Origin of the sequence: Nonomuraea aridisoli (assembly GCF_003236395.1) — a bacterium.
Classification (GTDB): domain Bacteria; phylum Actinomycetota; class Actinomycetes; order Streptosporangiales; family Streptosporangiaceae; genus Nonomuraea; species Nonomuraea aridisoli.
This window is the reverse complement of record NZ_POUD01000031.1, coordinates 22,991-49,065: the sequence shown is the minus strand read 5'-3', so window position 1 is coordinate 49,065 and position 26,075 is coordinate 22,991. Positions and strand designations below refer to the sequence as shown.

Annotated in this window: 27 protein-coding genes; 15 read left to right on the top strand and 12 right to left on the bottom strand. The window is 72.3% G+C overall.

Annotated features, from left to right (window positions below; all coding sequences use genetic code 11):
• Positions 1–185 precede the first annotated feature (185 nt).
• The 3 genes from C1J01_RS10745 to C1J01_RS10735 all read left to right on the top strand — a co-directional run bounded on the left by C1J01_RS10745 (position 186) and on the right by C1J01_RS10735 (position 2,044).
• Entirely contained in the window at positions 186–575 is a 390-nt protein-coding gene (locus C1J01_RS10745) for a hypothetical protein (protein WP_111178751.1), read from the top strand.
• 11 nt (positions 576–586) lie between these two features.
• A complete protein-coding gene (locus C1J01_RS10740) occupies positions 587–973 on the top strand; it encodes a hypothetical protein (protein ID WP_111178749.1) in 387 nt (128 codons plus the stop codon).
• Between the two features lie 207 nt (positions 974–1,180).
• On the top strand, positions 1,181–2,044 hold the full coding sequence (locus C1J01_RS10735; RefSeq protein ID WP_111178747.1) for a TIGR03560 family F420-dependent LLM class oxidoreductase: 864 nt from the start codon (positions 1,181–1,183) through the stop codon (positions 2,042–2,044).
• On the opposite strand, the gene C1J01_RS10730 is transcribed toward C1J01_RS10735, so the two are convergent.
• Positions 2,025–3,407: a sensor histidine kinase gene (locus C1J01_RS10730; protein WP_235854372.1), complete on the bottom strand. Its 1,383-nt coding sequence runs from the start codon at positions 3,405–3,407 to the stop codon at positions 2,025–2,027. The two genes, C1J01_RS10735 and C1J01_RS10730, sit on opposite strands and share 20 nt — an antisense overlap.
• Before the next feature lie 336 nt (positions 3,408–3,743).
• On the opposite strand from C1J01_RS10730, the gene C1J01_RS10725 reads away from it, so the two are divergent.
• From C1J01_RS10725 to C1J01_RS10710, 4 genes are read left to right on the top strand one after another with little or no spacing between them, the layout of a single operon-like run.
• The gene (locus C1J01_RS10725; protein ID WP_111178745.1) at positions 3,744–6,182 is read left to right on the top strand and encodes a sensor histidine kinase; all 2,439 of its coding nucleotides are present in this window, start codon (positions 3,744–3,746) and stop codon (positions 6,180–6,182) included.
• Complete coding sequence (locus C1J01_RS10720) at positions 6,163–6,594, top strand: roadblock/LC7 domain-containing protein (protein ID WP_111178743.1); 432 nt, start codon at positions 6,163–6,165, stop codon at positions 6,592–6,594. The genes C1J01_RS10725 and C1J01_RS10720 overlap by 20 nt, the downstream gene beginning before the upstream one ends.
• Positions 6,584–6,934 (top strand): DUF742 domain-containing protein, encoded by a 351-nt coding sequence (locus C1J01_RS10715; protein ID WP_111178741.1) that lies wholly within the window; start codon positions 6,584–6,586, stop codon positions 6,932–6,934. The genes C1J01_RS10720 and C1J01_RS10715 overlap by 11 nt, the downstream gene beginning before the upstream one ends.
• On the top strand, positions 6,915–7,496 hold the full coding sequence (locus C1J01_RS10710) for a GTP-binding protein (protein ID WP_111178739.1): 582 nt from the start codon (positions 6,915–6,917) through the stop codon (positions 7,494–7,496). Before C1J01_RS10715 ends, C1J01_RS10710 begins: the two co-directional genes overlap by 20 nt.
• A 3-nt stretch (positions 7,497–7,499) precedes the next feature.
• Here C1J01_RS10710 and C1J01_RS10705 read toward each other — a convergent pair whose 3' ends face one another.
• On the bottom strand, positions 7,500–8,474 hold the full coding sequence (locus C1J01_RS10705) for a GlxA family transcriptional regulator (RefSeq protein WP_111178737.1): 975 nt from the start codon (positions 8,472–8,474) through the stop codon (positions 7,500–7,502).
• A 98-nt stretch (positions 8,475–8,572) separates the two neighbouring features.
• On the opposite strand from C1J01_RS10705, the gene C1J01_RS10700 reads away from it, so the two are divergent.
• The 5 genes from C1J01_RS10700 (at position 8,573) to C1J01_RS10680 (ending at position 12,422) form a co-directional block, all read left to right on the top strand.
• Positions 8,573–9,193 carry a hypothetical protein gene (locus C1J01_RS10700; RefSeq protein WP_111178735.1) on the top strand — a complete coding sequence of 207 codons (621 nt, stop codon included), beginning with the start codon at positions 8,573–8,575 and terminating at the stop codon, positions 9,191–9,193.
• A gap of 9 nt (positions 9,194–9,202) precedes the next feature.
• Positions 9,203–10,168 carry an NAD(P)-dependent alcohol dehydrogenase gene (locus C1J01_RS10695; RefSeq protein ID WP_111178733.1) on the top strand — a complete coding sequence of 322 codons (966 nt, stop codon included), beginning with the start codon at positions 9,203–9,205 and terminating at the stop codon, positions 10,166–10,168.
• Positions 10,169–10,251: 83 nt separating this feature from the next.
• Entirely contained in the window at positions 10,252–11,457 is a 1,206-nt protein-coding gene (locus C1J01_RS10690; protein ID WP_181448682.1) for a cytochrome P450, read from the top strand.
• Positions 11,451–12,137 (top strand): TetR/AcrR family transcriptional regulator, encoded by a 687-nt coding sequence (locus C1J01_RS10685; RefSeq protein ID WP_111178731.1) that lies wholly within the window; start codon positions 11,451–11,453, stop codon positions 12,135–12,137. Before C1J01_RS10690 ends, C1J01_RS10685 begins: the two co-directional genes overlap by 7 nt.
• On the top strand, positions 12,138–12,422 hold the full coding sequence (locus C1J01_RS10680) for an SDR family NAD(P)-dependent oxidoreductase (protein WP_111178729.1): 285 nt from the start codon (positions 12,138–12,140) through the stop codon (positions 12,420–12,422).
• Between the two features lie 102 nt (positions 12,423–12,524).
• On the opposite strand, the gene C1J01_RS10675 is transcribed toward C1J01_RS10680, so the two are convergent.
• The gene (locus tag C1J01_RS10675; protein WP_111178727.1) at positions 12,525–14,159 is read right to left on the bottom strand and encodes an FAD-binding protein; all 1,635 of its coding nucleotides are present in this window, start codon (positions 14,157–14,159) and stop codon (positions 12,525–12,527) included.
• A 220-nt stretch (positions 14,160–14,379) separates the two neighbouring features.
• Between C1J01_RS10675 and C1J01_RS10670 the strand changes: the two genes are divergently transcribed.
• Positions 14,380–15,423 carry an endo-1,4-beta-xylanase gene (locus tag C1J01_RS10670; protein WP_111178725.1) on the top strand — a complete coding sequence of 348 codons (1,044 nt, stop codon included), beginning with the start codon at positions 14,380–14,382 and terminating at the stop codon, positions 15,421–15,423.
• Positions 15,424–15,494: 71 nt separating this feature from the next.
• On the opposite strand, the gene C1J01_RS10665 is transcribed toward C1J01_RS10670, so the two are convergent.
• From C1J01_RS10665 to C1J01_RS10645, 5 genes are all read right to left on the bottom strand, one after another.
• Positions 15,495–16,355, bottom strand: coding sequence for an alpha/beta fold hydrolase (locus C1J01_RS10665; RefSeq protein ID WP_111178723.1), 861 nt, complete (start codon positions 16,353–16,355; stop codon positions 15,495–15,497).
• A 67-nt stretch (positions 16,356–16,422) separates the two neighbouring features.
• Positions 16,423–17,034 carry a hypothetical protein gene (locus C1J01_RS10660; RefSeq protein ID WP_111178721.1) on the bottom strand — a complete coding sequence of 204 codons (612 nt, stop codon included), beginning with the start codon at positions 17,032–17,034 and terminating at the stop codon, positions 16,423–16,425.
• Positions 17,031–17,420, bottom strand: a complete 390-nt coding sequence (locus C1J01_RS10655; protein ID WP_111178719.1) for a hypothetical protein — start codon at positions 17,418–17,420, stop codon at positions 17,031–17,033. The genes C1J01_RS10660 and C1J01_RS10655 overlap by 4 nt, the downstream gene beginning before the upstream one ends.
• The gene (locus C1J01_RS10650; RefSeq protein ID WP_111178717.1) at positions 17,417–18,691 is read right to left on the bottom strand and encodes a DUF8832 domain-containing protein; all 1,275 of its coding nucleotides are present in this window, start codon (positions 18,689–18,691) and stop codon (positions 17,417–17,419) included. Before C1J01_RS10650 ends, C1J01_RS10655 begins: the two co-directional genes overlap by 4 nt.
• Entirely contained in the window at positions 18,688–19,752 is a 1,065-nt protein-coding gene (locus tag C1J01_RS10645) for a hypothetical protein (protein WP_235854371.1), read from the bottom strand. Before C1J01_RS10645 ends, C1J01_RS10650 begins: the two co-directional genes overlap by 4 nt.
• A gap of 216 nt (positions 19,753–19,968) precedes the next feature.
• On the opposite strand from C1J01_RS10645, the gene C1J01_RS10640 reads away from it, so the two are divergent.
• Positions 19,969–21,060 carry a PP2C family protein-serine/threonine phosphatase gene (locus C1J01_RS10640; protein WP_111178713.1) on the top strand — a complete coding sequence of 364 codons (1,092 nt, stop codon included), beginning with the start codon at positions 19,969–19,971 and terminating at the stop codon, positions 21,058–21,060.
• Here the strand turns inward: C1J01_RS10640 and C1J01_RS51195 are convergent.
• The 4 genes from C1J01_RS51195 to C1J01_RS10625 form a co-directional block, all read right to left on the bottom strand.
• Positions 21,045–21,347 carry a hypothetical protein gene (locus C1J01_RS51195; RefSeq protein ID WP_220039839.1) on the bottom strand — a complete coding sequence of 101 codons (303 nt, stop codon included), beginning with the start codon at positions 21,345–21,347 and terminating at the stop codon, positions 21,045–21,047. The genes C1J01_RS10640 and C1J01_RS51195 overlap by 16 nt on opposite strands.
• A complete protein-coding gene (locus tag C1J01_RS53715) occupies positions 21,281–21,907 on the bottom strand; it encodes an ADP-ribosylglycohydrolase family protein (protein WP_369122753.1) in 627 nt (208 codons plus the stop codon). Before C1J01_RS53715 ends, C1J01_RS51195 begins: the two co-directional genes overlap by 67 nt.
• A 68-nt stretch (positions 21,908–21,975) precedes the next feature.
• Complete coding sequence (locus C1J01_RS10630; protein ID WP_111178711.1) at positions 21,976–22,923, bottom strand: glucosyl-3-phosphoglycerate synthase; 948 nt, start codon at positions 22,921–22,923, stop codon at positions 21,976–21,978.
• 32 nt (positions 22,924–22,955) lie between these two features.
• Positions 22,956–24,428: a helix-turn-helix domain-containing protein gene (locus C1J01_RS10625; protein ID WP_438943111.1), complete on the bottom strand. Its 1,473-nt coding sequence runs from the start codon at positions 24,426–24,428 to the stop codon at positions 22,956–22,958.
• A 280-nt stretch (positions 24,429–24,708) separates the two neighbouring features.
• Here C1J01_RS10625 and aceA point away from each other — a divergent pair, with 280 nt between their 5' ends.
• Positions 24,709–25,995 (top strand): isocitrate lyase, encoded by a 1,287-nt coding sequence (gene aceA, locus C1J01_RS10620; protein ID WP_111178709.1) that lies wholly within the window; start codon positions 24,709–24,711, stop codon positions 25,993–25,995.
• The last annotated feature ends 80 nt before the right edge of the window (positions 25,996–26,075 follow it).

The following is a 26,075-nucleotide window of genomic DNA, read 5'->3' as shown; positions in this document are numbered from 1 at the left end:
GGGGGTGGGCAGCGCCGAATTCTTCGGAATTCGCCCCTTTCGACCCGGCGGAACGGCCGGATGCCCGCCCCGGTGGTCAATTTTTCTTGGGTATCGCCGTGCGGGGTGGTTCGTGGCGTGAGGGGTCCCTCTCACCTACGTTTTCGGCTGCAGATCACTTCTGTGTGTAACCGAAAGGGGACTCCATGTTCCGTCGTACCCTGGCGGGTGGGCTCGCGCTGGCCGCCACCGGTCTCATCCTGGCCACCGCCCCGGCGGCGAACGCCGAAATCTACGCCCCGTACACGAGGGCCGCGGCGATCGTCAACGCGAACGGCACGCTGATCAACGCCAAGAACATCATCAACTCCCGGCGCGCCGCGGCCGGGACGTACTGCGTGCAGGTCAAGGGCCGGGTGAACGTGGCGGACTCGCTCATCCAGCTCACCCCGCGGCACGCCAGGCGAGTGCCCTTCATCGCCTACCGCAGCCCGTCGGCGCTCTGCGGCAACCAGGAGAACACGGTCACCGTCCAGGTGTACAGCACGATCACGAACCGGCCCGCCGACGGCGGCTTCGACCTCGCGATCCTCTGACGGCGGCGATCGTGAGGACCATCCACCGCCTCGCCGCGGGGCTGCTCTCGGGCGCGGCCGTGCTGACGTTCACGGCTCCCGCCGGGGCCGACACGCCGTACGCCCAGGCGTCGGCGCTGGTCGCGCCGGACGGCTCGCTGGAGAACGGCACGAACATCATCCGCAGCTGGCGCGTCGGGGCGGGCGACTACTGCGTCGCGGTCGACCCGAGCGTCAACCTGGAGGAGACGCAGGCGGTCCACGCGACCCCGGCCGGCCACGACCGCCCCGTCCGGGTGCTGTCGGTCCACGTCGGGTCGCCGATGTGCGGTGACTGGCGGGTCGACGTCATCGGGGTGCACAGCAGGGACGTGCGCGACCGCGGGCGTGACACGGCGTTCTACCTGACCGTCTCCTGACGTTCTGAAGGGCGCCACAGCCGCGCCGGCACCGCGACGACGGTGCCGGCGCGATCCCAAGGCGTGATCCAGGGCCCTTGGCCATGAGAGAATGAGAAAGACGGCCCTCTCCGCTTCGGCGAGAGGGTTTTTTCGTGCCCGCGTATCCGTGGTGACTCTTCCCGCGGCGGGCGCTTCCCCTTCTCACCCCGCACAAGGAGTGCTCTCATGGAGCTCGGTCTGACCTGCCCGCGTTTCCTCTGGCCCGGAGGCGACGCCGCCATCGCCGAACGGTTCGCCGCCGTCGCCTGCGGCGCCGACCAGGCGGGCCTGCGCAGCCTGTGGGTGATGGACCACCTGTTCCAGATCCCGAACTTCGGCGCGGTGGAGGACCCGATGCTGGAGGCGTACGGGGCGCTGTCGTACGCCGCCGCGCTCACCTCGCGGGTCACCCTCGGCGCGCTGGTGACCGGCGTCTGCCAGCGCGAGCCGGGCCTGCTCGTGAAACAGGTGAGCACCCTGGACGCCCTCTCCGGCGGCCGCGCCGTGCTGGGCATCGGCGCCGGCTGGTACGAGGCGGAGGCCCGCGGCCTCGGCCTGCCCTTCCCGCCGGTGGCCGAGCGGTTCGAGCGGCTGGAGGAGACGCTGCGGATCGCCCGGCTCATGGCGAGCGACGCGGACGGGCCGTACGAGGGCCGCCACTACCACCTGGAACGGACGCTCAACGCGCCGCAGGCGAACCCGCCCATCCTCATCGGCGGCAGTGGCGAGACCAAGACCCTCCGCCTGGTCGCCCAGTACGCCGACGCGAGCAACCTCCTGTACGGCGCCGACGTCCGGCACAAGCTGGGCGTGCTGCGCGCCCACTGCGAACGGCTCGGGCGGCCGTACGAGGAGATCGAGAAGACCCTCCACATGCGCATCGCCGACGGGCAGAGCATGCGGGAGAGCGTCGAACGCTGCGCGGACCTCGCCGCCCAGGGCATCGACCACGTCATCGTGGCCGTGCCCGACCCGGCGGACGGCGCGTGGCAGGCGTACCTGGCCGAGCTGGCCGAGCGGATCGCCCCGATCACTCCGGCGGGTCGCTGAGGCGCTCCAGGAGCGGCAGGCGAAGGACGAAGCGGGCGCCCCTGTCGGAGTCCTCGATCGTCAGGGTGCCGTCGTGGACCTGGGCGGTCTCGCGGGCGATGGCCAGACCGAGGCCGGTGCCGCCGGCGTCGCGGCTGCGCGAGGCGTCCAGGCGGGTGAAGCGCTGGAAGACGATCTCACGCTGGTCGGGCGCGATGCCGGCGCCGTCGTCGAGCACCTCCATGACGGCCGTGCCGCCCTCGCGCCGCACGGTCACGTCGATCCGGCTCTCGGCGTGCCGTTCGGCGTTGTCCAGCAGGTTCGTCAGCAGCCGGGCCAGCTGGAGCCGGTCGCCCGAGACGACCACGCCCTCCTGCAGCGAGGTGGTCACGGGCTTGGCGCGCGGCCGCGCGGTCTCGTCCTCGACCAGCCCGGCCAGGTCCACCGGGATGCGCTCGGCGGGGACATGGGAGTCCAGCCTGTTCAGGGTGAGCAGGTCGGCCACGATGGCCTGCAGCCGGTCGAGGCTGGTCAGCACCTCTCCGCCCACCTCGCGCCAGTCGGTGTCCTCGGGGTGCAGCAGGGCCCCCTCGATCTGGGTGCGCATCGCGGTGATCGGGCTGCGCAGGTCGTGGGAGGCGTCGGCGGCGAACCTGCGCTGCTGCTCCATCGCGACCTCCTGCTGCCGCAGCGCCGTCTGGAGCCGTTCCAGCGTCTGGTTGGCGGTCACGGCGAGGTCGTGGATCTCGTCGTCGCAATCGGGGACGGGGATCTGCATCCCGCCGCCGCCCGCGCTGATCTCGCCCAGCCGCCTGGTGATGCCGCCGACCGGCGCCAGCGTCCTGGAGACGACGCGGTAGACGCCGAACCAGGTCAGGACGACGAGCAGCAGGGTGACGCCGATCTGGAAGAGCAGCACCTCGGGGCCGACGTACCAGGGGACGGCGGGGCCGAAGGCGTAGACGACCCATTCGCCGTCCGGCTGGAAGGCGACCAGGGTCACGACGAGCTTGCACTCCTCGTGGAAGGCGGGCAGGCCGCAGATCTCGGCGCTGTCGTTCGCCAGGCCGCGGCGGGGGATCGCGGTCAGCTGGCGCGGCTCACCGGACAGGTTGGGCGTCCAGGCGACCAGGCGCCCGCCGGCGTCGACCACCTGAATGCCGTCGAGGCCGTCGGCGTCGAGGGTCATCGGCAGACTGTCGCGCTTGACCATGAGGAGCACGCGTACGGCCTTGCTCGAGACGTCGTGCGCCCGGATGTCGGCGACCTCGTTGCGGATGCCGAACAACACGAACGCGCTGACGACGATGTTCAGCAGCAGCATGGCGATGCTGGCGAACAGCGCCAGGCGCGTCCGCAGCGAATGATTCAACCGTGTGCTCACGCCCGTCCCCCGGGAGACAGAAGACCATGGGGGTGGCTTTCACCGCTAATTCCGGGAGATTCCTACATAAAGGGGCATGACAAAAACGCCACGACCACACAACCGGCTGTCACGATGAGTGAGGCACCTGGCCGTCACGGTCACGAACCGTATGCTGACAAGGAGTCAACTCGCCATTCGTGATTTTTCCTCACATGCGCACCTTGAAGTGCATCTGCCCCATCGGCATAGTGGACGGGTCACAGACGTAGCCAGTCGTGACGGACATTCCTCGGGGGGCGGTACCGGATCACGGCTGCCCTAGCGCACCAGAACGCGCGGAATTGGACATGATGCATGAGTTCGCCCCCGCCGATCCGTACCAAGCTGCTCAGGATCCTGCTGCTTCCGCTGGTCTCCATGGTGGCGTTATGGGGCTTCATCGCGTACTCCAGCGTCGATGAGATCAGGACGGTCTCGCAGACGCAGGACCGGTGGGAGGCCATCGGCGCGCCGGTGCTGCAGCTGATCGTCGAGCTGCAGCGGGAGCGGCAGCTCTCGGCGGAGGCGCCGGGCAGCACCGCGGCCCACCGGCCGCTGGCCGACCAGCGGCGGGTCACCGACGGCCGGGTGGCGCGGCTGCGCGAGGTGATCGGGGCCGTCGCCGCCGACCCGGACAGCGGGCAGCAGCCCGAGCAGGTGCGCGCGATGGTGCAGGCCCTCGACGGGCTGCAGGAGCTGCGCGCGTCGGCGGACGGCGGCGTGCTGGCGCCGCCGTTGACGGTCATCCAGGCGTACGACGGCCTGATCGCCGTGGCCAACCGGCAGTTCAACGACCGCGACGTGCTGAGCGACGTCTCCTCCTTCCAGGCGGTGCGCGGCATGGCCGCCTACAGCACCGCCGCCGAGTACCTGGGCCGCGAGCACGCCGTGCTGACCAGCACGATCGTGCACCGCAGGATGACGCCCACCGACCGGGCCGCGTTCGTCGCCGCGATGACCGGCCGCCGGCTCGCGTTCTCCAACGCGGGCCGGGACGTGGGGCCCGAGCTGCGGGCGAAGTACGACAGGCTGGTGGCGAGCCCGGCGTACCAGCGGCTGGAGGCCGTGGAGGACCTGCTGTTCTCGTGGGACACGGGCGGCGCGCCGCCGGTCGGCGCCCTCGCCTGGCGCACCGACGCCGAGACCGTGCTCGGCGCGATCAACCGCGACACCCAGACGGAGCTGGCCCGCGTCCAGGCCGAGAGCGAGGACCTGAAGACGGGGGCGTACGTGCGGATCGGCCTCGTCGTGCTGGTGGGACTGGCCGCGGTGCTGCTGTCGCTGGCGCTGTCGTACCGGTTCGGGCGTTCGCTCGTGGACGAGCTGACGCGGCTGCAGGGCTCGGCGATCGAGCTGGCCGAGCAGCGGCTGCCCCGCCTGGTCGAACGGCTGCGCCGCGGCGACGACGTGGACCCGGCCACCGAGGCCCCCGTCCTGGAGCCCGCCGGCACGGCGGAGGTGGACCGCATGGTGGAGGCGTTCTCCGCGGTACGCCGCACCGCGGTCGAGGCGGCGGTGGGCCAGGCGGCCCTGCGCAAGGGCGTCGGCCAGGTCTTCCTCAACCTGGCCCGGCGCAACCAGACGCTGCTGCACCGCCAGCTCGCGCTGCTCGACGTCATGGAGCGCCGGGTGGAGGAGCCGGAGGTCCTGGAGGACCTGTTCAAGCTCGACCACCTCACCACCCGCATGCGGCGGCACGCCGAGAACCTGATCATCCTGTCCGGCGCCTCCCCCGCCCGCCGCTGGCACGACCCGGTGCCGCTGTTCGACGTCGTACGGGCGGCGGTGCTGGAGGTCGAGGACTACACGCGGGTCACCGTGGTGCCGATGCAGCACCCCGCGCTGCTGGCGGGCGGCGCGGTCACCGACGTGATCCACCTGGTCGCCGAGCTGGTGGAGAACGCCGCCGTCTTCTCCCCGCCGGACACGACCGTGCACGTGCGGGGCATGACGGCGGCCAACGGCTTCGCGATCGAGGTGGAGGACCGGGGGCTCGGGCTGGCCGAGGCGGCCCTCGCCGAGCTCAACGCGCGGCTGGCCGATCCGCCGGAGTTCGACCTGGCCGACAGCGACCGGCTCGGCCTGTTCGTGGTGGCCCGGCTGGCGGCCCGGCACGGCATCAAGGTGGTGCTGCGCCGCTCGCCGTACGACGGGACGACCGCGATCGTGCTGCTGCCGAGCACACTGCTCTCCCCCGCCGAGCCGGCCGCGCCGGCTCCCGTCCTGGCGCTGAGCGCGGCCGGGCCGGCGGGCCGCGCGAGGCCGCCGCGCGCGCTCGGCGCGGCGGTGATCGCGCCCTCCGCGACGGATTCGGACGCCGGCGAGCCGTCCGGGCCGCCGCGGGCGGGCGGGGTGGCCGTCGCCTCGGAGCCGCAGCCGTCCACCTGGTTCGAGCCCGGCCCGCCACGACGACCCGCCCCCGCGGAGCCGGGGCCGTCCCGGCGTCCCGCGCCCACCACGGAGCCGGAGCGGCCGGGGCCGCCGGCCGGGTGGAGTGTGACGGTGCCCGCCCACGAGGCGGACGAGGACCTCGACGGGCTGCCCATGCGGATCCCGCAGGCCAGCCTCGCCCCCCAGCTGCGCACCGACGCCCGCGCCGACCGGCGCGTGGCCGGGGAGCGCTCGCCGGAGGAGCTCGCACGGATCATGGCGTCCATGCAACGGGGCTGGCAGCGGGGCCGCGGCCAGACGGGGCAGGAACACGACGCGCGCAACGGAAAGGACGACCATCCCGATGCCCGATTCCAGAAGTGAACTGAGCTGGCTGCTCGACGACCTCACCCAGCGGGTCCCCGGCGTGCGGCACGCCATCGTGCTGTCCGCCGACGGGCTGGCCATGGGCGCCTCGCGCGACCTGACCCGGGAGGACGCCGAGCACCTGTCGGCCATCTCCGCGGGCAGCCACAGCCTCGCCGCGGGCGCCGGGCGGCACTTCGGCCTGGGCGGCGTACGGCAGACGATCATCGAGCTGGACGAGGGCTTCCTGTTCGTCACCGCGGCCGGACAGGGCGCCCGGATGGCCGTGCTCGCCTCGGGGGACGCCGAGCTGGGCCTGGTGACGTACGAGATGGCCCTGATGGTCAAGCGGGTCGGCGAGCATCTGAGCGCGCAGCCGAGGGGGGCGGCACCGGCACCCGTCTGGAACGGCGCGGGCCGTGACCGGTGAGGATCCCGGGCCGCTGATCCGGCTGTTCGGGCTGACCGGGGGCCGGGCGCGCCCCCAGGGTGAGATGTTCGACCTGGTGGCCATCGTCACGACGGTCTACGGGGCGCGCCCGCCCGTGGACCTGCTCCCCGAGCATCACACCGTGCTGCAGCTGTGCCGCAGGCCCACGCCGGTCGCGGACGTGGCGGCGCACCTGCGGCTGCCGGTCAACATCACCCGGGTGATCCTCGGCGACCTGCGGCGCGAGGGCCTGGTCGCCATCGAGCGCCCGCGCCCGGCCGCGCAGACGATCGACGAACGCATCTACAGGGAAGTGCTGGATGGGCTACGCAGCCTCTGAGCCGGGGACGACCGCGGTCGCCCCGGCCCTGGCCATCAAGATCCTGGTCGCCGGCGGCTTCGGCGTGGGCAAGACGACCATGGTCGGCACGATCAGCGAGATCCGCCCGCTGCACACCGAGGAGCTGCTGAGCGACCGGGGCGTCGGCGTGGACGACATCTCGGGCGTCGAAGCCAAGATCACCACGACGGTGGCGCTGGACTTCGGCCGCATCACCATCCGCGAGGGGCTGTGGCTCTACCTGTTCGGCACGCCGGGGCAGGACCGGTTCTGGTTCATGTGGGACGAGCTGGCCCTCGGCGCGCTCGGCGCGGTCGTGCTCGCCGACACCCGCCGGCTGCAGGACTGCTTCCCGGCGGTGGACTACTTCGAGCAGCGCGGCATCCCGTTCGTGGTGGGCGTGAACTGCTTCGAGGGGGCCCGCCGGTACGACCCGGACAAAGTGCGGCGGGCGCTCGGGCTGAACGCGACCATCCCGATCGTGCTGTGCGACGTGCGCGAGCGCGACTCGGTCAAGGAGGTGCTGACGACGCTGGTCACGTACGCGGTCGAAGGGCCCTGAGGGCTACCCGGGCCGGCTGCGGGCGTGGGCGTCGCGGTAGTGGGACGGGGCGACGCCGTACGCGCCGACGAACGCCTGGCGGAGCGTCTCGGCCGAGCCGAAGCCGCAGCGGGCCGCCACGGCGGGCATCGTCAGCGAGGTGCCGGCCAGCAGGTGGGCGGCGGCCTCCAGGCGGGTCCGGCGGACGTACTGGCCGGGGCTTTCCCCGAGCTCGGCGAGGAAGAGCCGGGTCAGGTGGCGGGCGCTGACGCCGGCCACGGCGGCCAGGGCGGTGGTGGACAGGTCGCCGGCGAGGTGGCCGCCGATGTGGTCGAGCACCCGGCGGACCAGGTCGTTGCCGGGCGGCGGCGCGGCGGTGAACATGCTCATCTGCGCCTGGTTGCCCGGCCGCTGGAGGTAGATCACCAGCTCGCGCGCCACCCGCCGGGCCAGGTCGGGGCCGTGGTCCTCCTGGATCAGCGCCACCGACAGGTCGAGCGCGCTGGTGACGCCCGCGGAGGTGACGAGGTCGCCGTCGCGGATGTAGATCGGGCCCGGGTCTACGCGCACCTCGGGATGGCGGGCGGCCAGGTCGCCGGCCCAGCGCCAGTGGGTGGTGACGCGGTGGCCGTCCAGCAGCCCGGCGGCGGCCAGGATGGCGGCTCCGGTGCAGACGGACGCGACGCGGCGGCTCTCGCGGGCGATGCGGCGCACGTGGGCGACGATCAGCGGGTCGTCGGCGGCCCGCCGGTGCCCCCAGCCGCCGGCGACCAGCACCGTGTCGAAGGGGCCGGTGATGCGTTCGAGCGCGTCGCCGCCCGCCAGGGCCAGCCCGGTGGGCAGGGTGATCTGGCGCGCTCCGGGGGTGACGAAGGCGATCCGGTACGGCTCCCGCGGCGAGCCGAGCACGTTCGCCATGCCGAGGCTGGTGGTGACGGCGGCGATCTCGATCAGCTCGGCGTCGTCGTAGCCCACCACGACGACCAGACGCTCGTTCACCCGCCGAGTGTAGTCCGGCAGGACACACCTCCCAATATTCACGACATGTCACCGCAGCGTCTCGGCGGACGGCGGCGCCCTGCTCCAGCATCGTGAGCATGACCGACACTCCGCACGCCCGCACCGCCGCCGAGTCCCCGCCCGTGCCCGCGCGCCGGTGGTCGCCGGGCCGGGCGGTCGCGGCGCTCGCGAACCGCTGGCCCACCTGGTGCGGGCTGGCGGCCGCCGCGCTGAACCTCGGCGACGCGCAGGACGGCCGCGCCCTCGGGTTCATCGTGTACCTGGCCGCGCTCATCTACCTCGCCACGGCGGTGGTCGACCGGCCGGGCGTGGCCTGGACGCTGTTCTGGCTCTCGGTGGTGGCGGTGGCGCTGATGAGGGCGTTCGACCTGGATCCGTGGCCGCTGCTCATCGCGAGCGCGGTCACCGTCGTCGTCCTCGGCCTGGCCGGCGGGCTGCCGCGCCGGGGCGGGCTCACCGCCGCGCAACTGCCCGCGATGCTGCTCTTCGGCGGCGCCGCCGTGTTCGCGCTGTCCCTCTCCCCCGAGGCCGGGGGCGCTCTGGTGGCGGCGGCCCTGATCGGCCACGCCGTGCAGGACGTCGCCGTCCTGCGGGCCGGCAAGGTCGTGGCGCGGTCGATGGCGGAGTTCTGCGCGGTCCTCGATTTCACGCTGGGGGCGGCGATTCTGGTCCTGATCCTCGTGCCGTTCGGTGGCTAGACTCCGGTCATGAAAGCCGCAGTACGCGTCGCCTACGGACCGCCGGACGTGGTGCGCGTCGCAGAAGTGCCCGAACCGGTGGTCAAGGACGGCGAGTTGCTCGTCGCGGTGCACGCGACGACGGTCAATCGCACCGACTGCGCGTTACGCGCGGCGAAACCGTTCTTCTGGCGGGTGTCCACCGGGCTCGTCCGCCCGAAGATCACGATTCTCGGCAACGAGTTCGCGGGCCGGGTCGAGGCCGTGGGACGGGGGGTCACGGCGTTCAAGACCGGCGACCGGGTGTTCGGCTACAACGACGTCGGCTGGGGCGCGCACGCCGAGTACATGACCATCTCCCAGCACGGCACCGTCGCGCTCGTCCCCGACGGGCTGACCTACGACGAGGTGGCCCCCGGCCTCGAGGGCGCCCACTACGCGCTGACGATCATCCGCGGCGCGGGCGTGCGAGCCGGGCACGACGTGCTGGTGAACGGCGCGACCGGGGCCATCGGGTCGGCGGCCGTCCAGCTGCTGCGGATCGCCGGGGCCCGGGTGACCGCGGTGTGCGAGCGGGCGCACGCCGGCCTGGTCAGCGGCCTCGGCGCCGAGCGGGTGATCGACTACACGACCGAGGACTTCACGAAGGACGCCGGGCGCTACGACGCCGTCATCGACGCGGTCGGCAAGAGCACGTACGCGCGGTGCCGGCGGCTGCTGAAACCGCGCGGCGTCTACGTCGCGTCGGACCTCGGGCCGCTGTGGCAGAACCCCTTCCTGGCGCTCGCCGGGCCGCTGCTGGGCGGCAGGAGGGTGCGCTTCCCGCTGCCGAGGAACGACGCCGCGACGGCGCGGCATTTCGCGGAGCTCATGGCCTCCGGCGAGTTCAAGCCGGTGATCGACCGGTTCTACCCGCTCGACGACATCGTGGCGGCCCACCGCTACGTCGAGACCGGCCGCAAGACGGGGAACGTCGTCATCACCGTCTCACGATGAGCCCGGCCCCTGAGTTGAGTCGATTGACTTAAAAGAGGTGGGCGGCTTGAATGGGCCTTTGATCCACGATCGTGGGAGGCATCGTGAGCAACGCCGACGTGCACGTACCGGATTATCCGTTCCGCAACCCCACGGCGCTGGAGCCGCCCGAGGAGTGGGCGCGGTTGCGTGAGCAGTGTCCCGTGGCGCCGATCCGGCTTCCGAGCGGCGACCGGGCGCTGCTGCTGACCCGCTACGACGACGTCAGGCAGGTGTTGTCCGACCCCCGCTTCACCCGCGACCTCGACGCGCCCGACGCCGCCCAGGTGACCGCGAACGAGTCCGGCGGCGTGTTCGGCGGCATGTCCAGTATGAGCAGCGAGAACCACAAGGCGTGGCGGCAGCTCATCGGCAGGACGTTCACCGCCAAGCGCGTCTCGGCCATGCAGCCGCGCATCGAGGCGATGACCGGCCACCTGGCCGGCGAGATGGTCAAGCAGGGGGCGCCCGCCGACCTGGTGAGCTCGCTCGGCTTCCCGCTGCCGGTGTGGGTGATCTGCGACCTGCTCGGCGTGCCCGACTCCGACCGCGACAAGTTCGCGTACTGGTCCGACACCATGCTGAGCCTGACGAGATTCACCCAGGACGAGATCGACGCCGCGCAGGCCGACTTCGAGAGCTATCTCAGGGCCCACGTCGAGGCCAAGCGGGCCGAGCCGGGCGACGACCTGATCAGCGAGCTGATCTCCATCGTGGGCGCGCTCGACGGGCGGCTGACCGAGCAGCTCATGATCGGCACCGCCAAGGGCCTGCTGGTCGCGGGGCACGAGACGACCGCCAACATGATCGGCAAGATGGTGGCGATGCTGCTGGCCGACCGTACGCGGTGGGAGCGGCTGCTGGCAGACCGCGCCTTGATCCGCACGGCGGTGGAGGAGAGCCTGCGCTTCGACGCCAACCCGGGCTTCGGCATGCCGCGTTACCTCAGCGAGGAGGTCGAGGTCGGCGGCGAGCGGCTGCCCGCGGGCACCACGGTCGTGTGCAGCATGGCCTCGGCCAACCGCGACGAGCGGCAGTTCGCCGACGCCGACGCCATGGTGCTCGACCGCCGGCCCAACACGCACGTCGCCTTCGGTGCGGGCCCCCACTCCTGCATCGGCCAGGCGCTGGCCCGCACCGAGTTGCAGACCGTGCTGGAGGTGCTGCTCGACCGCCTGCCCACGCTGCGCCTGGCCGAGCCTGCCGAGGCCCTGGCCCGGCGCGAGGGCCTCGTGGTCGGCGGCCTGTCGCGGGTGCCGGTCACATGGTGAACGTCGCCCGAACCCGCGAGTCCGGCGGGCGGGCCGCCGCGACCCGGACGGCGATCCTCGACGCCGCCGAGCGGCTGTTCGCCGAGAACGGCGTGGCCGCGGTGTCCAACCGGCAGATCAGCGAGGCGGCCGGGCAGGGCAACCACTTCGCGGTCGGCTACCACTTCGGCACCAAGGCCGACCTCGTCCGCGAGATCGTCCGGCGGCACGCCGCCGCCATCGAGCACCTGCGGGTGCGGATGCTCGACGAGATGGCCGGCTCCTCCGACCTGCGCGCCTGGGTGTCCTGCCTGGTGCGGCCGTTCACCTCCCATCTCGACTCGCTGGCCGTGCCGAGCTGGCGGGCCCGCTGCATGGCCCAGGTCACGACCGAGCCGGCACTGCGCGAGATCGTCATCGACGAGACGGTCGCGACGCCCGCCATGCGCCGCACGCTGGAGGGCCTGGGCCGCGCCGTGCCCGGTGTGCCCGGCCACGTCCACCGCGAGCGCTCCGACATGAGCCGCGTGCTGATCGTGCACACGCTGGCCGAGCGCGAGCGTGCCCTGCACGAGGGCGGCCCCACCCCGCGCACCTCCTGGGAGGCGACCGCCGTCGGTCTCATCGACGCGATGGTCGGGTTGTGGCTCGCCCCCGTCACCGCACTCCCCGACGACCCCCCGACGAGAACGGACACCTGAATGCGCGGTCTTGCGAACAAACGCGTCGTCGTCTGCGGCGGCGCCACCGGCATCGGCGCGGCGACGGCCGAACGGCTGGCCGAAGAGGGCTGCCGGGTGCTGATCGGCGACGTGAACGCCGCCGGCGCCGAGGCCACCGCCAAGAGGATCACCGCGGCCGGCGGCACGGCGCTGTGGGCCGAGTTCGACCTGGCCGCCGCGGCGGCGTTCCTGCTGTCCGACGACGCCGAGTGGATCAACGGGCAGACCAGGTCGATCGACGGCGGCGGCTCGCTCCACGACTGAGAGCCGGTTCAGCGACCTGCCGGAAGGAACCCTCAGGGGCTCCCGCACCCCCGAACCCTTCCCCGCCCGTGTCCCTTTCGACGATCCGGCGGGCGGGACGACTCATGGTGATGAGGCTCCCGCGGCGTGCAGGGCGGCGAGGTGGCCGAACACCACCGCGGGGCCGATGGTGGAGCCGGGGCCCGGGTAGGTGCGGCCCATGACCGAGGCGGTGGTGTTGCCGGCGGCGTACAGGCCGGGGATGGGGGTGCCGTCCTCGCGCAGCACGCGGGCGTGCTCGTCGGTGAGCAGGCCGCCCTTGGTGCCGAGGTCGCCGGGGTGCACGCGCATCGCGTAGAAGGGGGCCTTCTCCAGGGGGCCGAGGTTGGGGTTGGGCTTGACGCGCGGGTCTCCGTAGTAGCGGTCGTACGCGGTGCGGCCCCGGCCGAAGTCCTCGTCGACGCCGGTGCGGGCGAAGCCGTTGAAGCGCTCGACGGTCGCCCGCAGCGCGGCCGGGTCGATCTCCGTCTTTGCGGCCAACTCCTCCAGCGAGCCGGCCTTGAGCAGCAGACCGGCGTCGTACCAGCGCTGCCGTCCGGCCAGCAGCGCGGCCGACAGGTAGCGGCGGGCGTGGCGGGCGTCGGTGACCAGCCAGGCGGGCAGCTTGCCGAGGGCGAGCAGGTCGTGCCCGAAGTCGATGTACGACGCCGACTCGTTGGTGAAGCGCCGCCCCCGCGTGTCCACCACGATCGAGAACGGCATCGAGCGTTCCCACAGGACGAAGTTGGGGTGGCCGTCGGGGCCGATCAGGGCAGAGCCCCACCAGGCGTCGTCCATCAGGGCCAGCGCCGCCCCGGCCCGCGCGCCCAGCTCGATGGCGGTGCCGAGGTCTCCCTCCGGGGCCGAGGACCAGCCGGGGATGCCGTGGTGCTTCTGCCGCCACTCGGGGTTGTGCGCGAAACCGCCCGCGCCCAGGACAACGCCGTTCCTGGCGCGTACGCGGATCGAGCGGCCTTCGCGGGAGACCACGGCGCCGGTCACGCGACCGTCCTCCATGATCAGCTCGGTCAGCGGCGACGACAGCCACACGGGGGTCTGCTGGTTGCGGACGACGTACATGAGGGAGCAGGCCAGCGCGCCGCCGGAGCCGAGCAGCCGCTTGCCGGTCGCCACGCCGCCCAGCGTGCGGAAGACGAGACGGGCGCCGCGGACGAAGCCGTCGGGGCTGGACCAGGCCCGGGAGAGCTGCCAGACGTCGTCGGTCATGACGGGCACGGGCAGGCCGTCCAGCGCCCGGGAACGCTCGGCCCACGGCCCGAGCAGCCTGGCGTCGAACGGCCTGACCTCGATCGCCCGGCCGATCCTGCCGCCGGGCCGGTCGGGATAGTAGTCGGGATAGTCCTTCGAACGGGCCCAGCGCACGCCGTGCCGGTGCAGGAACCGCACGACCTGCGGAGCCGTCTTCAGGAACGCCAGCTTGCGCTCGCGGGAGGAGGCCGGGCCGACCTCGCCGATGACGTCCTCCATGTACGTCAGCGCCTCCTCCAGGGAGTCGTGCACGCCGGCGTGCCGCATGAGGGGGTTGTTCGGCATCCACAAGCCGCCGCCGGAGATGGCGGTGGTGCCGCCCCACTTGTCGGTGCTCTCGACGAGCAGCGCGTCGAGTCTCCTGTCGGCCGCCGTGATGGCCGCGCTCATGGCCGCGGCGCCGCTGCCGGCGATCAGCACATCGACGATCCTGTCCCAGTCCTCTGCCATCGCGGCTCCTTTGCTCGAGCGTGCACGGTCGAACGGGCGCTTTCCGACGGACTGCGGGCAGCGTAAGTCGGGCAAGTTGTTAAATCAAGTGACTTATCAGGACTTCTGGTGCTTGACGCCGCCGCCATGAGCGCTTACGTTTCCGGCAATCGGTGAAATTATCGTCATATATCCGAAACTTTCGGAAACGTCCCCGGCATCCCACCCGGAGGTCACCTCGGTGAAGCCCCTGCTCATCGCCCTCGCCCTCATCCTGGCCGCCCCCTTACCGGCCCACGCCCACCCCCGCGACCCCCGCGACCTGCGGGAGCTGGCGCAACGGCACGGCATCAAGGTCGGTTCGGCCGTCGACGTCGCCGCGTTGCGCGCCGAGGCCGACTACCGCAAGGTCCTCAACCGGGAGTTCAACCACGTCACCGCCGAGAACGCGATGAAGTGGGAGTCGGTCGAGCCGCAGCGCGGCGTGTACACCTGGGCCGACGCCGACGCCGTGGTCGAGAACGCCCGCCGCAACCGCCAGCAGGTCCGCGGCCACACCCTCGTCTGGCACAACCAGCTCCCCGCCTGGCTGACCTCCGGCGTCGCCGACGGCTCCATCGACGCCGCCGAGCTCCGCTCGATCCTGCGCGACCACATCACCACCCAGGTCGGCCGCTACAAGGGCAAGATCAGGGCCTGGGACGTGGTCAACGAGGTCGTGGAGGAGGACGGCACGCTCCGGCAGAACATCTGGCTCACCCACCTCGGCCCCGGCTACATCGCCGACGCCTTCCGCTGGGCGCACCGCGCCGACCCGCGCGCCAAGCTCTTCATCAACGACTACAACCTGGAGTGGAACCAGCCCAAGATCGAGACCACGCTGTCGATCGTCAAGGACCTTCAGTCCCAGGGCGTGCCGATCCACGGCGTCGGCTTCCAGGGCCACCTCGGCATCCAGTACGACTACCCCGGCGACTGGGCGAACGTCATGCGCCGCTTCGCCGACCTCGGCCTGGAGATCGCCGTCACCGAGCTGGACGTGCGCATGGTGCTGCCGGTGACCCCCGACAAGCTCGCCACCCAGGCCGACTACTACCGCCGGGCGCTCACCGACTGTGTCAGCGTCAAGGCGTGCAAGGAGCTGACCCTCTGGGGCTACACCGACCGGCACTCGTGGGTGCCCGGCTGGTTCGAGGGCGAAGGATCCGCCTGCGTCATGGACGAGAACCTCGCGCCCAAGCCCGCGTACCACGCGCTGCTGACGGTGCCCCGCCAGCGCCGCTGACCGCACCGCTCCACTCGGGTCCGTGCCACGAGCCCCAGAAGGATGGCACGGACCCGAGTGAGGGCTTGAGCTCACGCGCGGAGGAACGCCAGCAGTGACTCCGCCAGTTCGCCCGGAGCCTCCTCGGCCATGTGGTGGCCGCTGTCGATCGCATGGCCGGTCACGTCGTCGGCCCACGTGCGCCAGATCGCCAGCGGATCGCCGTAGAGGTCCTCCATGTCGTCCTTGGACGACCAGAGGAACAGCGTCGGACAGGTGATGCGCCGGCCTGCGGCGCGGTCGGCGTCGTCGGCGGCGCGGTCCACGGTCAGGCCGGCGCGGTAGTCCTCGCACATCGCGTGGACCGTGTCCGGATCATGGATGGCGCGGCGGTAGTCCTCATAGGCGTCCTGGCCCATCTGCTCGGCGGTCGCCGCGTACCAGGCGTCGGGGTCCGCGCTGATGACCCGCTCGGCGGGCTTGGCGCTCTGGCCGAGGAAGAACCAGTGCCACCAGGCCGCGGCGAACTTCGCGTCAGCGCGAGCCAGCGCCTCTCCGATGGGGATGCCGTCCATCACGATCAGGCGGGTGACGGCGTCGGGATGGTCGGCGGCGAGGCGATGGGCGACGTACGCGCCGCGGTCGTGACCCGCCACGGCGAAGCGGTCGTGGCCCAGCACCCGCATGAGGGTGAGCATGTCACCGGCCATCGCCCGCTTGGAGTAGGGCGCGTGATCGGGGCCGGTGGGCGGCTTGCCGGAGCGGCCGTAGCCGCGCAGGTCCGGGCAGACCACCGTGTGGTGCGGGGCGAGAAGCGGGGCGAGGCGATGCCAGGTCGCGTGCGTACGGGGGTGGCCGTGCAGGAGCAGGAGAGGGGTGCCGGAGCCGCCGTGCCGGACGAACAACTCCGTCTCGCCCACGTCGACCATGCCGGTCGCGAAGTCGTCGAACATCCGCCGCTTCTACCCCGGCCCTGTGTCGATCAACTGGTGTCGCCGGCCCCGCCGCGTGCCGGATCCGCTATCGATCCCGCTGAGGATCAGTCACGTGCGGAAAGGGGCTCGCCGGGCCCGGTTCGAGGCGCTGCAGGAGGCCGTAGACGAACCGGGCCCGGTGAGTGGTGCCGGCGTGCGGGAAGTCGACCGTCCAGTGCTGCGGGGCGGGGCCGTCCAGCTGGACGGCGCCGGGGAAGCTCGCCCCCACGTCGGCCACGACGCACGTCCACGGGACGAGCTCGGCGAAGGTCAGCGCGGCGGCGCCGGACGGCCGGACGAACCACTGGTTCCACAGCTGCCCGCCGGGGCCGAGCAGCACCTCGAACTCCAGCCCGGGCCAGGACGGCAGCGGCCAGCGCAGCACCTGGCAGCGCAGGCTGCCCGCCGTCCGGCTCCCCCGGTACGGCGCCGGCCCGAGCGCCCGGCGCACCGCCGCCGCCCCCTTGGGCGCCCTCGGCGCGTGGGCCGTGCGCGTCCAGTGGGCGTGCGCGGCCCGCAGCTCGCCCCGGGAGGCCCCCATGGCCTCCAGCGCCTCCTCCACCCGGCCGGGGTTGAGATCGCGCATGCGATGCATCAACGCCAGCTCGAACTCCCGCACCCCGAACGCCATGCCGTCCAGCTTGCCAGCCCCGTTCACCCGTCGCCGATCAGGGCTTTGACGGTGAGCTGCTCCTCGCCCGCGGGGCCGTCGAAGCGGAGCGACAGGTCCCAGACGCCGCTCATCGAGAACAGCTCGCCCTCGGCCAGGAAACGGCCCGGCCGCTGTTCGCGGGCGGTGAGCTCCGGCGTGGAGTGCCCCATGTCCGGCATCACCGCCGACACGGCCAGGGTGTCGGCGTCGCCCGAGTCGACCACGACCTTCACCGAGACGCGGCCGGTGACGGGCTCCTCGATCAGCACGGTGGCGGCGTACCGAGTTCCGGTGGTGCTCGCGCGGAGCGGTTCGGCCGCCGCGTTGCCGCCGGCCACGAACAGCGCCACCGCGGCGGCCACCAGCACGGCCACGGCCGCGAGCCGCTTCATCGGGCGCTCCCCGCCGCCGCGACGTCCACGGTGAACGGCGCGGTCACGATGCGGTCCGCGGTCGCGTACTGGGCCCAGGCCAGGTAGCGGCCCGGCTCGGGGAAGCTGAAGGTGAAGCGCAGCCGGGAGCCGGGCGTGCCCATCTCGTGGACGTGCCCCATGAACGCGCCGTCCTGGCTGCGGACGAGCAGGTGGCCGGTCATGCCGAGCCAGGGCCGTACGCCGGCGGGCGCGTCCAGCTCGATCGTGGCCGGCCGCCCCGCGACGGGGGCCACCGGCTGCAGCCGCGGCGCCACGGCCGCCGCCTGGACGCTCTCACCCGCCGGCGCGTCGCCGGGTCGCACCGTGAAGGCGCCGGTGAGGAGCTGGCCGCCGGAGTCCTGGCGTTCGACCTCCGTGTGGGCGAAGTAGCGGCCGGGGCGGTCGGCGCGCAGCCGCACCTCCAGCCGTCCCGGCGCGGTGCGCAGCGGGTGGACGTGGCGGAAGTACCGTCCGTCCTCGCTGGTGACGACCACGTGGGCGATGGCCTCGTGGTGGACGGCGAGGTCGTCCACGGGCCGCCCGGTGGAGCCGTCGACGAGGTCGAGCCGCAGGGTGAACTCCTCCCCCTGCGCCGGCCGGTCCGGCACCGTGACCACCTTCCCCTGCGCGAACGGCCGCCCGCCCACCGGCGTCGCGGCCACGGGTCCGGCCCCGTCGGGCGGCGGCGCGGGCAGGGACTGCTCGAACACGACCACCATGGCGGCCACCGTCACCCCGGCCGCGGCGCCCCCGGCCAGCAGCATCGCCGTCCCCCTGCGGGCGATCGCGCCGGTGAGCACGCCGCCGACCAGCAGCGTCCCGGCGAGGAACAGGCCGCCGTAGATCAGGAAGTCGCCCGCCGAGCCGCGTTCGACCAGGACGCGGAAGGGGATGACGGCGACCTCGTCGCCGGCGCGCAGCGTCAGCTCGTGCGGGCCCGTCCTGGTCACCGTGAGCTCGGTGTAGCGCGGGTCGCGGGGCGCGGCCTCGGCCGTGCCGGTCACCGTACGGCCGTCCTCGACCGAGCGGACCTGGAGACCGAGACGCAGCGTGGTGACCGGTTCGTAGGCGACCACCCCGATCCGCAGCGGCCCCGGCACCCGGGACGTCCCCTTGATCACCACCGTGAGCTCGGCGCCGTCGATCGTCTGGGCGATGCGCAGGTCGGCCCCGGCCGTGACGTTGTGCGCCGCGGCCGGGGCCGCCGTCACCAGCAGCAGGACGGCGACGAGGCAAAGGAGTCGGATCATGCCCGCTCGGGGGCGGCGTTCGGCAGGAACAACGCTCCGAGCGCGAGGCCGATCAGCCCGGCGATGATCGGCCCGCCGGTCCACAACTCCGGCACGGCGGGCAGCCCGCCGCCGGTGGCCGAGGCGACCCCGATGAACAACGACCAGGTCGCGAACGCCGACAGCCCCGCGAACGCCCAGTACGCCCCTCGCCGCGTGGCCGACGGCCGCAGCCACCGGATGAGCAGGTCGCTCACCAGACCGCCGGCCACGAAGCCGACCAGGATCGGCAGGTTCTCGAACTCCGTCTGCGCGCCCGGCATGAGCACGGCGATGGCGTACATGAGCGTCACCGACCCGAACGGCAACTGCCAGCGGCGCACCAGGAACAGCACGGGGGCGAGCAGGACGACGTTGGTGAGCGCCATCGAGGCGGCGAGCCGGTCGGCGCCGGGCCCGTCGAGCAGGGAGAACGCCTCCACCACGCGCTCGGCGCGGTACTGCATGGCGTCGCCGTACATGAGGAAGAGCGACACCAGCGTGGTAGCGAACGCCAGCCCGATCAGCGCGGGCAGCAGGCGGCCCAGCGACGGCCGCTCGCCCACGTCGGGGGCGCTCCACGCCGAGCGCAGCGGCGTCGTGACGATGAGGAGCATCGTCACGATCAGCCCGAGATGCGAGGGGCTGAACAGGATGTCGATGGTGGTCTCGATGCCGAGGAACGTGTGCCACATCATGTCGGCCAAGCCGAAGGCGGCGAACGCCGGGATGGCGAGCAGCCCGGCGAGATACCCCTTGGGGACGGCGGCCAGCCCCTGCCGCCCGGCGCGGACGCCCCGCCACGCCTGCCAGAGGATCCACCCCGAGACGGCGGCGAACCCCGAGTAGAACACGGCGTGCCAGGGCGTGAAGAACGTCTCCAGCTCCGCCAGGTTGGTGTGCGCCCAGGCGTCGATCATCAGGCCGATGCCGAACCAGACCCCGAGCAGTGCCGTGACGAGGTCCGTCCGGAGGGAGACCCAAGCGCGAGGTTCTCCGGAATCGGCCAGTAATCGGCGCATGCCCGCGTGCGCGACAGCCATGGTGGCTCCCTTCTGTCGGCTCGAATCTATCCAGCGAGGACGGGCCTCGCGGGGAACGCGTCGGCGCCGTCCGGCCGTTCACGGGTGCGCCGGGAAATGTTCCGCGTTACGGGGCTTGACAGCGGAAGGTTTACCCTGATGACCCCGCTTGAGAAGGACGGCGCCTCTGCGGGATGCTGGTACGTCAACGGCGGTTGATTTCTGCTCGGGGGTCGGATGAGGTCTTTGCGGGTCCTGCGCTGGCTGCCCTTCGTCGTGATGTTCGGCGTCGCCCTGACCGATGTGCTCGCCGGCCGGTCGCTGGTGTTCCTGCCGCTGCTCACGCTCGGCCCGGCCTTCGCGTCGGTGTCGGGCGGCGTACGGCGCACCGCGATGGTGGGCGCGGTGGCGCTGGCCATCTGCGTGCCCATGGCGGCGCACAACGACCTGCTGTTCACCTGGGAGAACAACCTCACGGTCGTCAGCATCGCGGGGGTGACCGCGGCGAGCATGCTGGCCGCCCGCCTGCGCCTGCAGCGCGAGCGGGAGCTGGCCAGCGTCCGGCAGGTCGCCGAGGCCGCCCAGCGGGTGCTGCTGCGGCCCGTGCCCCGCAGGGCGGGCGACCTGCGGGTGGCGCTGTCGTACACCTCCGCCGCGGCCGAGGCCCAGATCGGCGGCGACCTGTACGAGATCGTCACGACGCCGCACGGTGTCCGCCTGCTGATCGGCGACGTGCAGGGCAAGGGCCTGGCCGCGGTGGAGACGGCGGCCTGGGTGCTCGGCGCGTTCCGGGAGGCCGCCTACGACCAGGCCGACCTCGCCGACATCGGCGAACGGCTGGAGGTCAGCCTGGCCCGCCACCTGGGCCCCGAGCAGTTCGTCACCGCGATCATCGCCGAGGTCGGCGACGAGGAGCTGACGCTGGTGAACTTCGGCCACCCGCCGCCACTGCTCGTCCTGGCCGGAGGTGAGCCGCGCACGGTCGACCCGCCCGAAGGCGGCCTGCCGCTGGGCCTGGGCGCGTTCGGCCCCGGGTCGGCCAAGGCGCACCGCGTGCCGTTCCACGGCGGCGACCGCATCCTGTTCGTCACCGACGGGGTCATCGAGGCCAGGAACACGTCCGGCGACTTCTACCCTCTCACCGAACGCGCCGGCCTCCTCACCCGCGACGACCCGCAGGAGGCGCTCGACGCCCTCCGCGCCGACCTGGTGTCCCACGCCGGCGGCCCCCTCCCCGACGACGCCGCCATGCTGCTGCTGCACCGCCCGACCGGCGCCCACCGCGGCACCGGCGCGACGGAGTCCGGCCGGGTTCACCAGCCCGGGTAGCGGCCGAACCAGGAGGGGTCGGAGGCGCGGCCGTACGCGCTGCCGGACGGGTTCTCGGTGAGCTGCGCGACCAGGTCGCGGGCGAGGGTGTCCATGACCCACACCAGTTCGAGCCGGTTGAGGAGCGCCAACGGCCACACGTGAACGCCGTGCACGGCGCCGAGCATCGCGCCGGTGACGGCGGCCACGGAGCCGGCGGCCGGGGCCGTGGCGGCGAAGCTCAGCGCCTCCGCCGCCTCGGCCGGGCCGGCGCAGGAGGCGGCCGCGTACACGCCGCCGAGCAGCACGGACGGCGCGGTGGCATCGGGCGCCAGCCGCGCCAGCGTGGCCGTCCGCCTGGGTTCCCGGCGCGCCTCGGCGCAGGCCGCGCAAAGCGCGTCGAGGAGCTCCGCCGTGTCCGGGGTCCGCAGGCCAGCGGCAGGGAACGGGTGAGCGCATGACAGCCGCGGCTGTGGGTGGCCGGTTCGGCGACCGTGCCCTGCTTCTGCCGTCGCAACGCCGTGACGGTGGCGGGCGCGGAGCCGCGCCGCCGGCCGAGCTCCGGTACGCCGGCCGGCCAGCCGTCCGGCCGGTGTCCCGCTCCGTCCCATCGCGGGAGCTCGATGCCCTGCAGGGCGGCCCACCGGCGGTAGGCGTGCCACACCACCGACGGCGGATGGCAGATGCCCTTGTGGTCCTGACGAACCAGCGCGCGGATGACGCCCTCGATCGTGAACACCGCCAGCTGCGTGGTCACCCCGGCCCGGATGGGCCCGGAGGGCGACACCGCGCCGTGGCCATGGCTGTCGCCCAGCGCGAGGCCGAGCACCAGACCGCGAACCCGGTCGGCCCGGGTGGCTTCACTCATGACCCTCGTCGTCCCGTCCGCCGTCGAGATCCCGATTGTCACGCACATGACCCCGCCGGCGGAGGCCCTCACCTGGCCCGGCCGGTCAGGGGCGTGCCGATGGTGATCATGGGTGGGCGTTCGTCGATGTGGATGTCCTTGGTGCACACGTCGTAACCGGTCTCCGTCCGGCGGAACTGGGCCAGGCGCGGCGACGGGGAGGGACCGGCGGTGATCCTGCCCTGGCGCTCCAGGCGGGACCAGGCGGCCAGCATGATCTGGCAGGCCATGCAGCCGAGGGCCTCGGTCGACTGCGGCGCGTGCTCGCGCGAGCCCAGGTCCACCTGGGCGAACGCGTCCAGCCCCGCGAGGTCGAGCAGGTCGATCAGCAGCCCCAGCTCCACCCCGTAGCCGGTCAGGAACGGCACGCGTTCGAGGGCCGAGCGGCGGCCGGCGTACTCCCCGGCGAGGGGCTGGACGAAACCGGCGAGCTGCGGCCAGTGCAGGTTGATGAGCGGGCGGGCGACGAGCTCGGTGACGCGGCCCCCGCCGTTGGGGGCGCCGTGGAGCGGCCGGTCATAGCACCCTTTGACATACGCGACGCCCGGATCCCCCAGCAACGGGCCAAGCAGCCCGAATACCAGAGAAGAGCGAAATTTCCGGATATCGGCGTCGGCGAACACCAGTACATCCCCCGACGTCACCGCCAGCGACTTCCACAGTGCCTCCCCCTTGCCGCTGAGCGGCTCGAGGTCGGGCAGGATCTCGCCCTGGGCGTGCACCTTGGCCCCGGCCCGCGCGGCCACCAGGGCCGTGTCGTCGCTGGAGCACGAGTCGATGACGACGACCTCGTCCACGAGCGCGTCGAGCTCCCGCCGGATCACTCCGACGATCTCCCCCACGGTTTCGCGCTCGTCACGGGCCGGGAGCACCACGCTGACCGTGGTCTCCCCTTTGGCGGCCACCAGGTCCCGGATGTTCCAGTCCCCGGCGGACGAAGTACGGCGTCGCAACCATCCTTGCACTTCAGGAAGCATGCGAGCCTCCCCCCGTATACCCACATGTCAGCTTATGTGGTGGTGGCGTGCCGCTCCAGGAACGTGTAGACGTCGGCCTCGTCCACCCCCGGGAACGACCCGGGCGGCAGCGCGGCCAGCACGTGGGAGTTGGCCCGCGCGGACGGCCAGGCGTAGCCCTCCCAGCGCTCGGCCAGCGCGGCGGGCGGGCGCCGGCAGCAGTCGCCGTTCGGGCAGTTGGACTTGGTGCGGTGGGTGGTCTCGCGCCCCCGGAACCAGCGCGACTCCTTGTACGGCACTCCGAGCGTGATGGCGAAGTCCCGTTCCCTCGACGGGTCGACGTGGGCCACGCAGAAATACGTACCCGTGGGAGAGTCGGAGTACTGGTAGTACACCGAGAACCGGTCGGGCGAGGCGAACACCTGCCTCCCCGACCACTGCAGGCACATCCGTTGCCCCTCGATGGCCCCCTGCTCGTCGGCGGGGAAGACGATGCCGTCGTTCTCGTACGCCTTGTAGATGGTGCCGCTGGCGTCGTTGCGCACGAAGTGGCAGACGAGCCCCAGGTGGTGGGTGGCGAGGTTGGTGAAGCGGTGGGCGGCCATCTCGTACGACACCGCGAACACGTCGCGCAGGTCCTCCACCGACAGCGCCCGCGCGGCCTTGGCCTCCTGAAGGTAGAGCGCGGCTGCCTTCTCCGGCACGAGGACGGCGGCGGCGAAGTAGTTGGCCTCGGTGCGCTGGCGCAGGAAGTCGGCGAAGTCGCGCGGCCGGTCGTGGCCGAGCGCGAGGTGGCCGAGCGTCTGGAGCAGGATCGTGCGCGGGGTGTGCATGCCGAGCTGCTCGTGCTTGACGTAGATGCGGCGGTTGCGCAGGTCGGTGATGGAACGCACCGAGCGCGGCAGGTCCTGGGCGGTGTGCACGGTGTAGCCGAAGTGCGTGACCAGGCTCTGGATCATGCTCTGTGACAGGGCGCCCGTACGGTAGCCGACCGCGACGAGCGCCTCGGCGGCGGCCTTCTCGATGTCGGGGAAGTAGTTGCCCACTTCGCGCTGCCGCCGGCGCAGCTCGGCGTTGGCGACCCTGGCCTCCTCGGGGGTGGCGGTGCCGCGGGCCTGGCGGGCGCGCAGCTCGCCGTACAGGCCGAGGATGTGCTCCAGGACGTCGTTGGGCACACGCGCGGAGACCTTCAGCCGGGGCAGCCCGAGCCCGGCGTAGAGGGGGTCGCGCTGCGCCTCCTCCAGCGCGATCTCCAGCTGGGCCCGGCGGTTGGGCGGCTGGCGGCGCAGCAGTTCCTCGACCGGCACGCCGAGGGCGGCGGCGAGCGACTTGAGCAGGGAGAGCTTGGGCTCGCGCTTGCCGTTCTCCAGCAGCGAGAGCTGGCTCGGGGCTCGCCCGACGCGCGATCCCAGGTCCGACAGCGTGAGGCCGCGCTGTTTGCGCAGGTGGCGCAGGCGCTGGCCAAACGCGATGAGATCGAGCTCCTGCGTCAAAGACAGCGGTTCTTCGCCGAGCAAGGAGACCATGGCGGCATCTTAGACAGAAAATCGGCCCATTTTCCAGACTTCGCAGCCCGGCCTGTCGCACCGGGCCTCCCGCGGGCGCCGGGCCTCCGGCAACCCCGTTTCCGCCGAGGCATTGGTCTAGGCCATTGGTAAAACTTGCGATTTCTTCGCTACTGAATACCCGTGGGTAATGCACGATGACGGAATTTCTACGAATGTTCTTCCGGCTGCGGGCTGTTGACCCGGTCCCCTGGGGCAGAAACTCGCCGTAGGCCCCCAGGGGACGGCAAAGGAGTGAACAGTGAGCGATCGCCTCAAGGGAGCTGCGGAGCAGCTGCGGGACGAATGGGACAACAACCCTCGCTGGGAGGGCATCGAGCGCACCTACACCGCCGAGGACGTCATCAGGCTGCGCGGCAGCGTGCAGGAAGAGCACACGCTCGCCCGGCTCGGCGCCGAGCGGCTGTGGAGCCTGCTCCACACCGAGGACTTCGTCTCCTCGCTCGGCGCACTCACCGGCAACCAGGCGGTGCAGCAGGTGCGGGCGGGCCTCAAGGCGATCTACCTGTCGGGCTGGCAGGTGGCCGCCGACGCGAACCTGGGCGGGCACACCTATCCCGACCAGAGCCTCTACCCGGCCAACTCCGTGCCGGCCGTGGTGCGGCGGATCAACAACGCGCTGCTGCGCGCCGACCAGATCACCTGGTCGGAGGGCGCCGAGGACGCGCCGTACTGGCTGGCGCCGATCGTCGCCGACGCCGAGGCCGGCTTCGGCGGCGTGCTCAACGCGTTCGAGCTCATGAAGGGCATGATCGCGGCCGGCGCGGCGGGCGTGCACTGGGAGGACCAGCTCGCCTCCGAGAAGAAGTGCGGCCACCTGGGCGGCAAGGTGCTGATCCCGACCGGCCACCACATCAAGACCCTGAACGCCGCCCGGCTCGCCGCCGACGTGTGCGGCGTGCCGACACTGGTCATCGCGCGGACCGACGCCCAGGCCGCGACGCTGCTGACCAGTGACGTGGACCCGCTCGACCAGCGCTTCCTCACCGGAGAGCGCACCTCCGAGGGCTTCTACCGGGTCAGGAACGGCCTGGAGGCCTGCGTGGCGCGCGGCCTGGCGTACGCGCCGTACTCCGACCTGCTCTGGATGGAGACCGGCACGCCCGACCTGGACGTGGCCCGCGCGTTCGCCGAGGCGATCAAGGCCGAGTATCCGGACCAGATGCTCGCCTACAACTGCTCGCCCTCGTTCAACTGGAAGAAGCACCTCGACGACTCCACCATCGCGAAGTTCCAGCGCGAGTTGGGGCACATGGGGTACAAGTTCCAGTTCATCACCCTCGCCGGGTTCCACTCGCTCAACTACTCCATGTACGACCTCGCCCAGGGGTACGCCACCGACGGCATGTCGGCGTACGTGGAGCTGCAGGAGGCCGAGTTCGCGGCCGAGCGGCGCGGCTACACCGCCACCCGCCACCAGCGCGAGGTCGGCACCGGCTACTTCGACCTGGTCAGCACCGCGGTCGCGCCCGACTCCTCGACCACCGCGCTCAAGGGGTCGACGGAGGAGGAGCAGTTCCACGGCTGATCACCTGAGCTCGCCGGACTCCTCCAGGGCATGCGAGGGCTTCCCGGCGACGGGCCGCGCCAGTCCCCCCAGCACTGGCG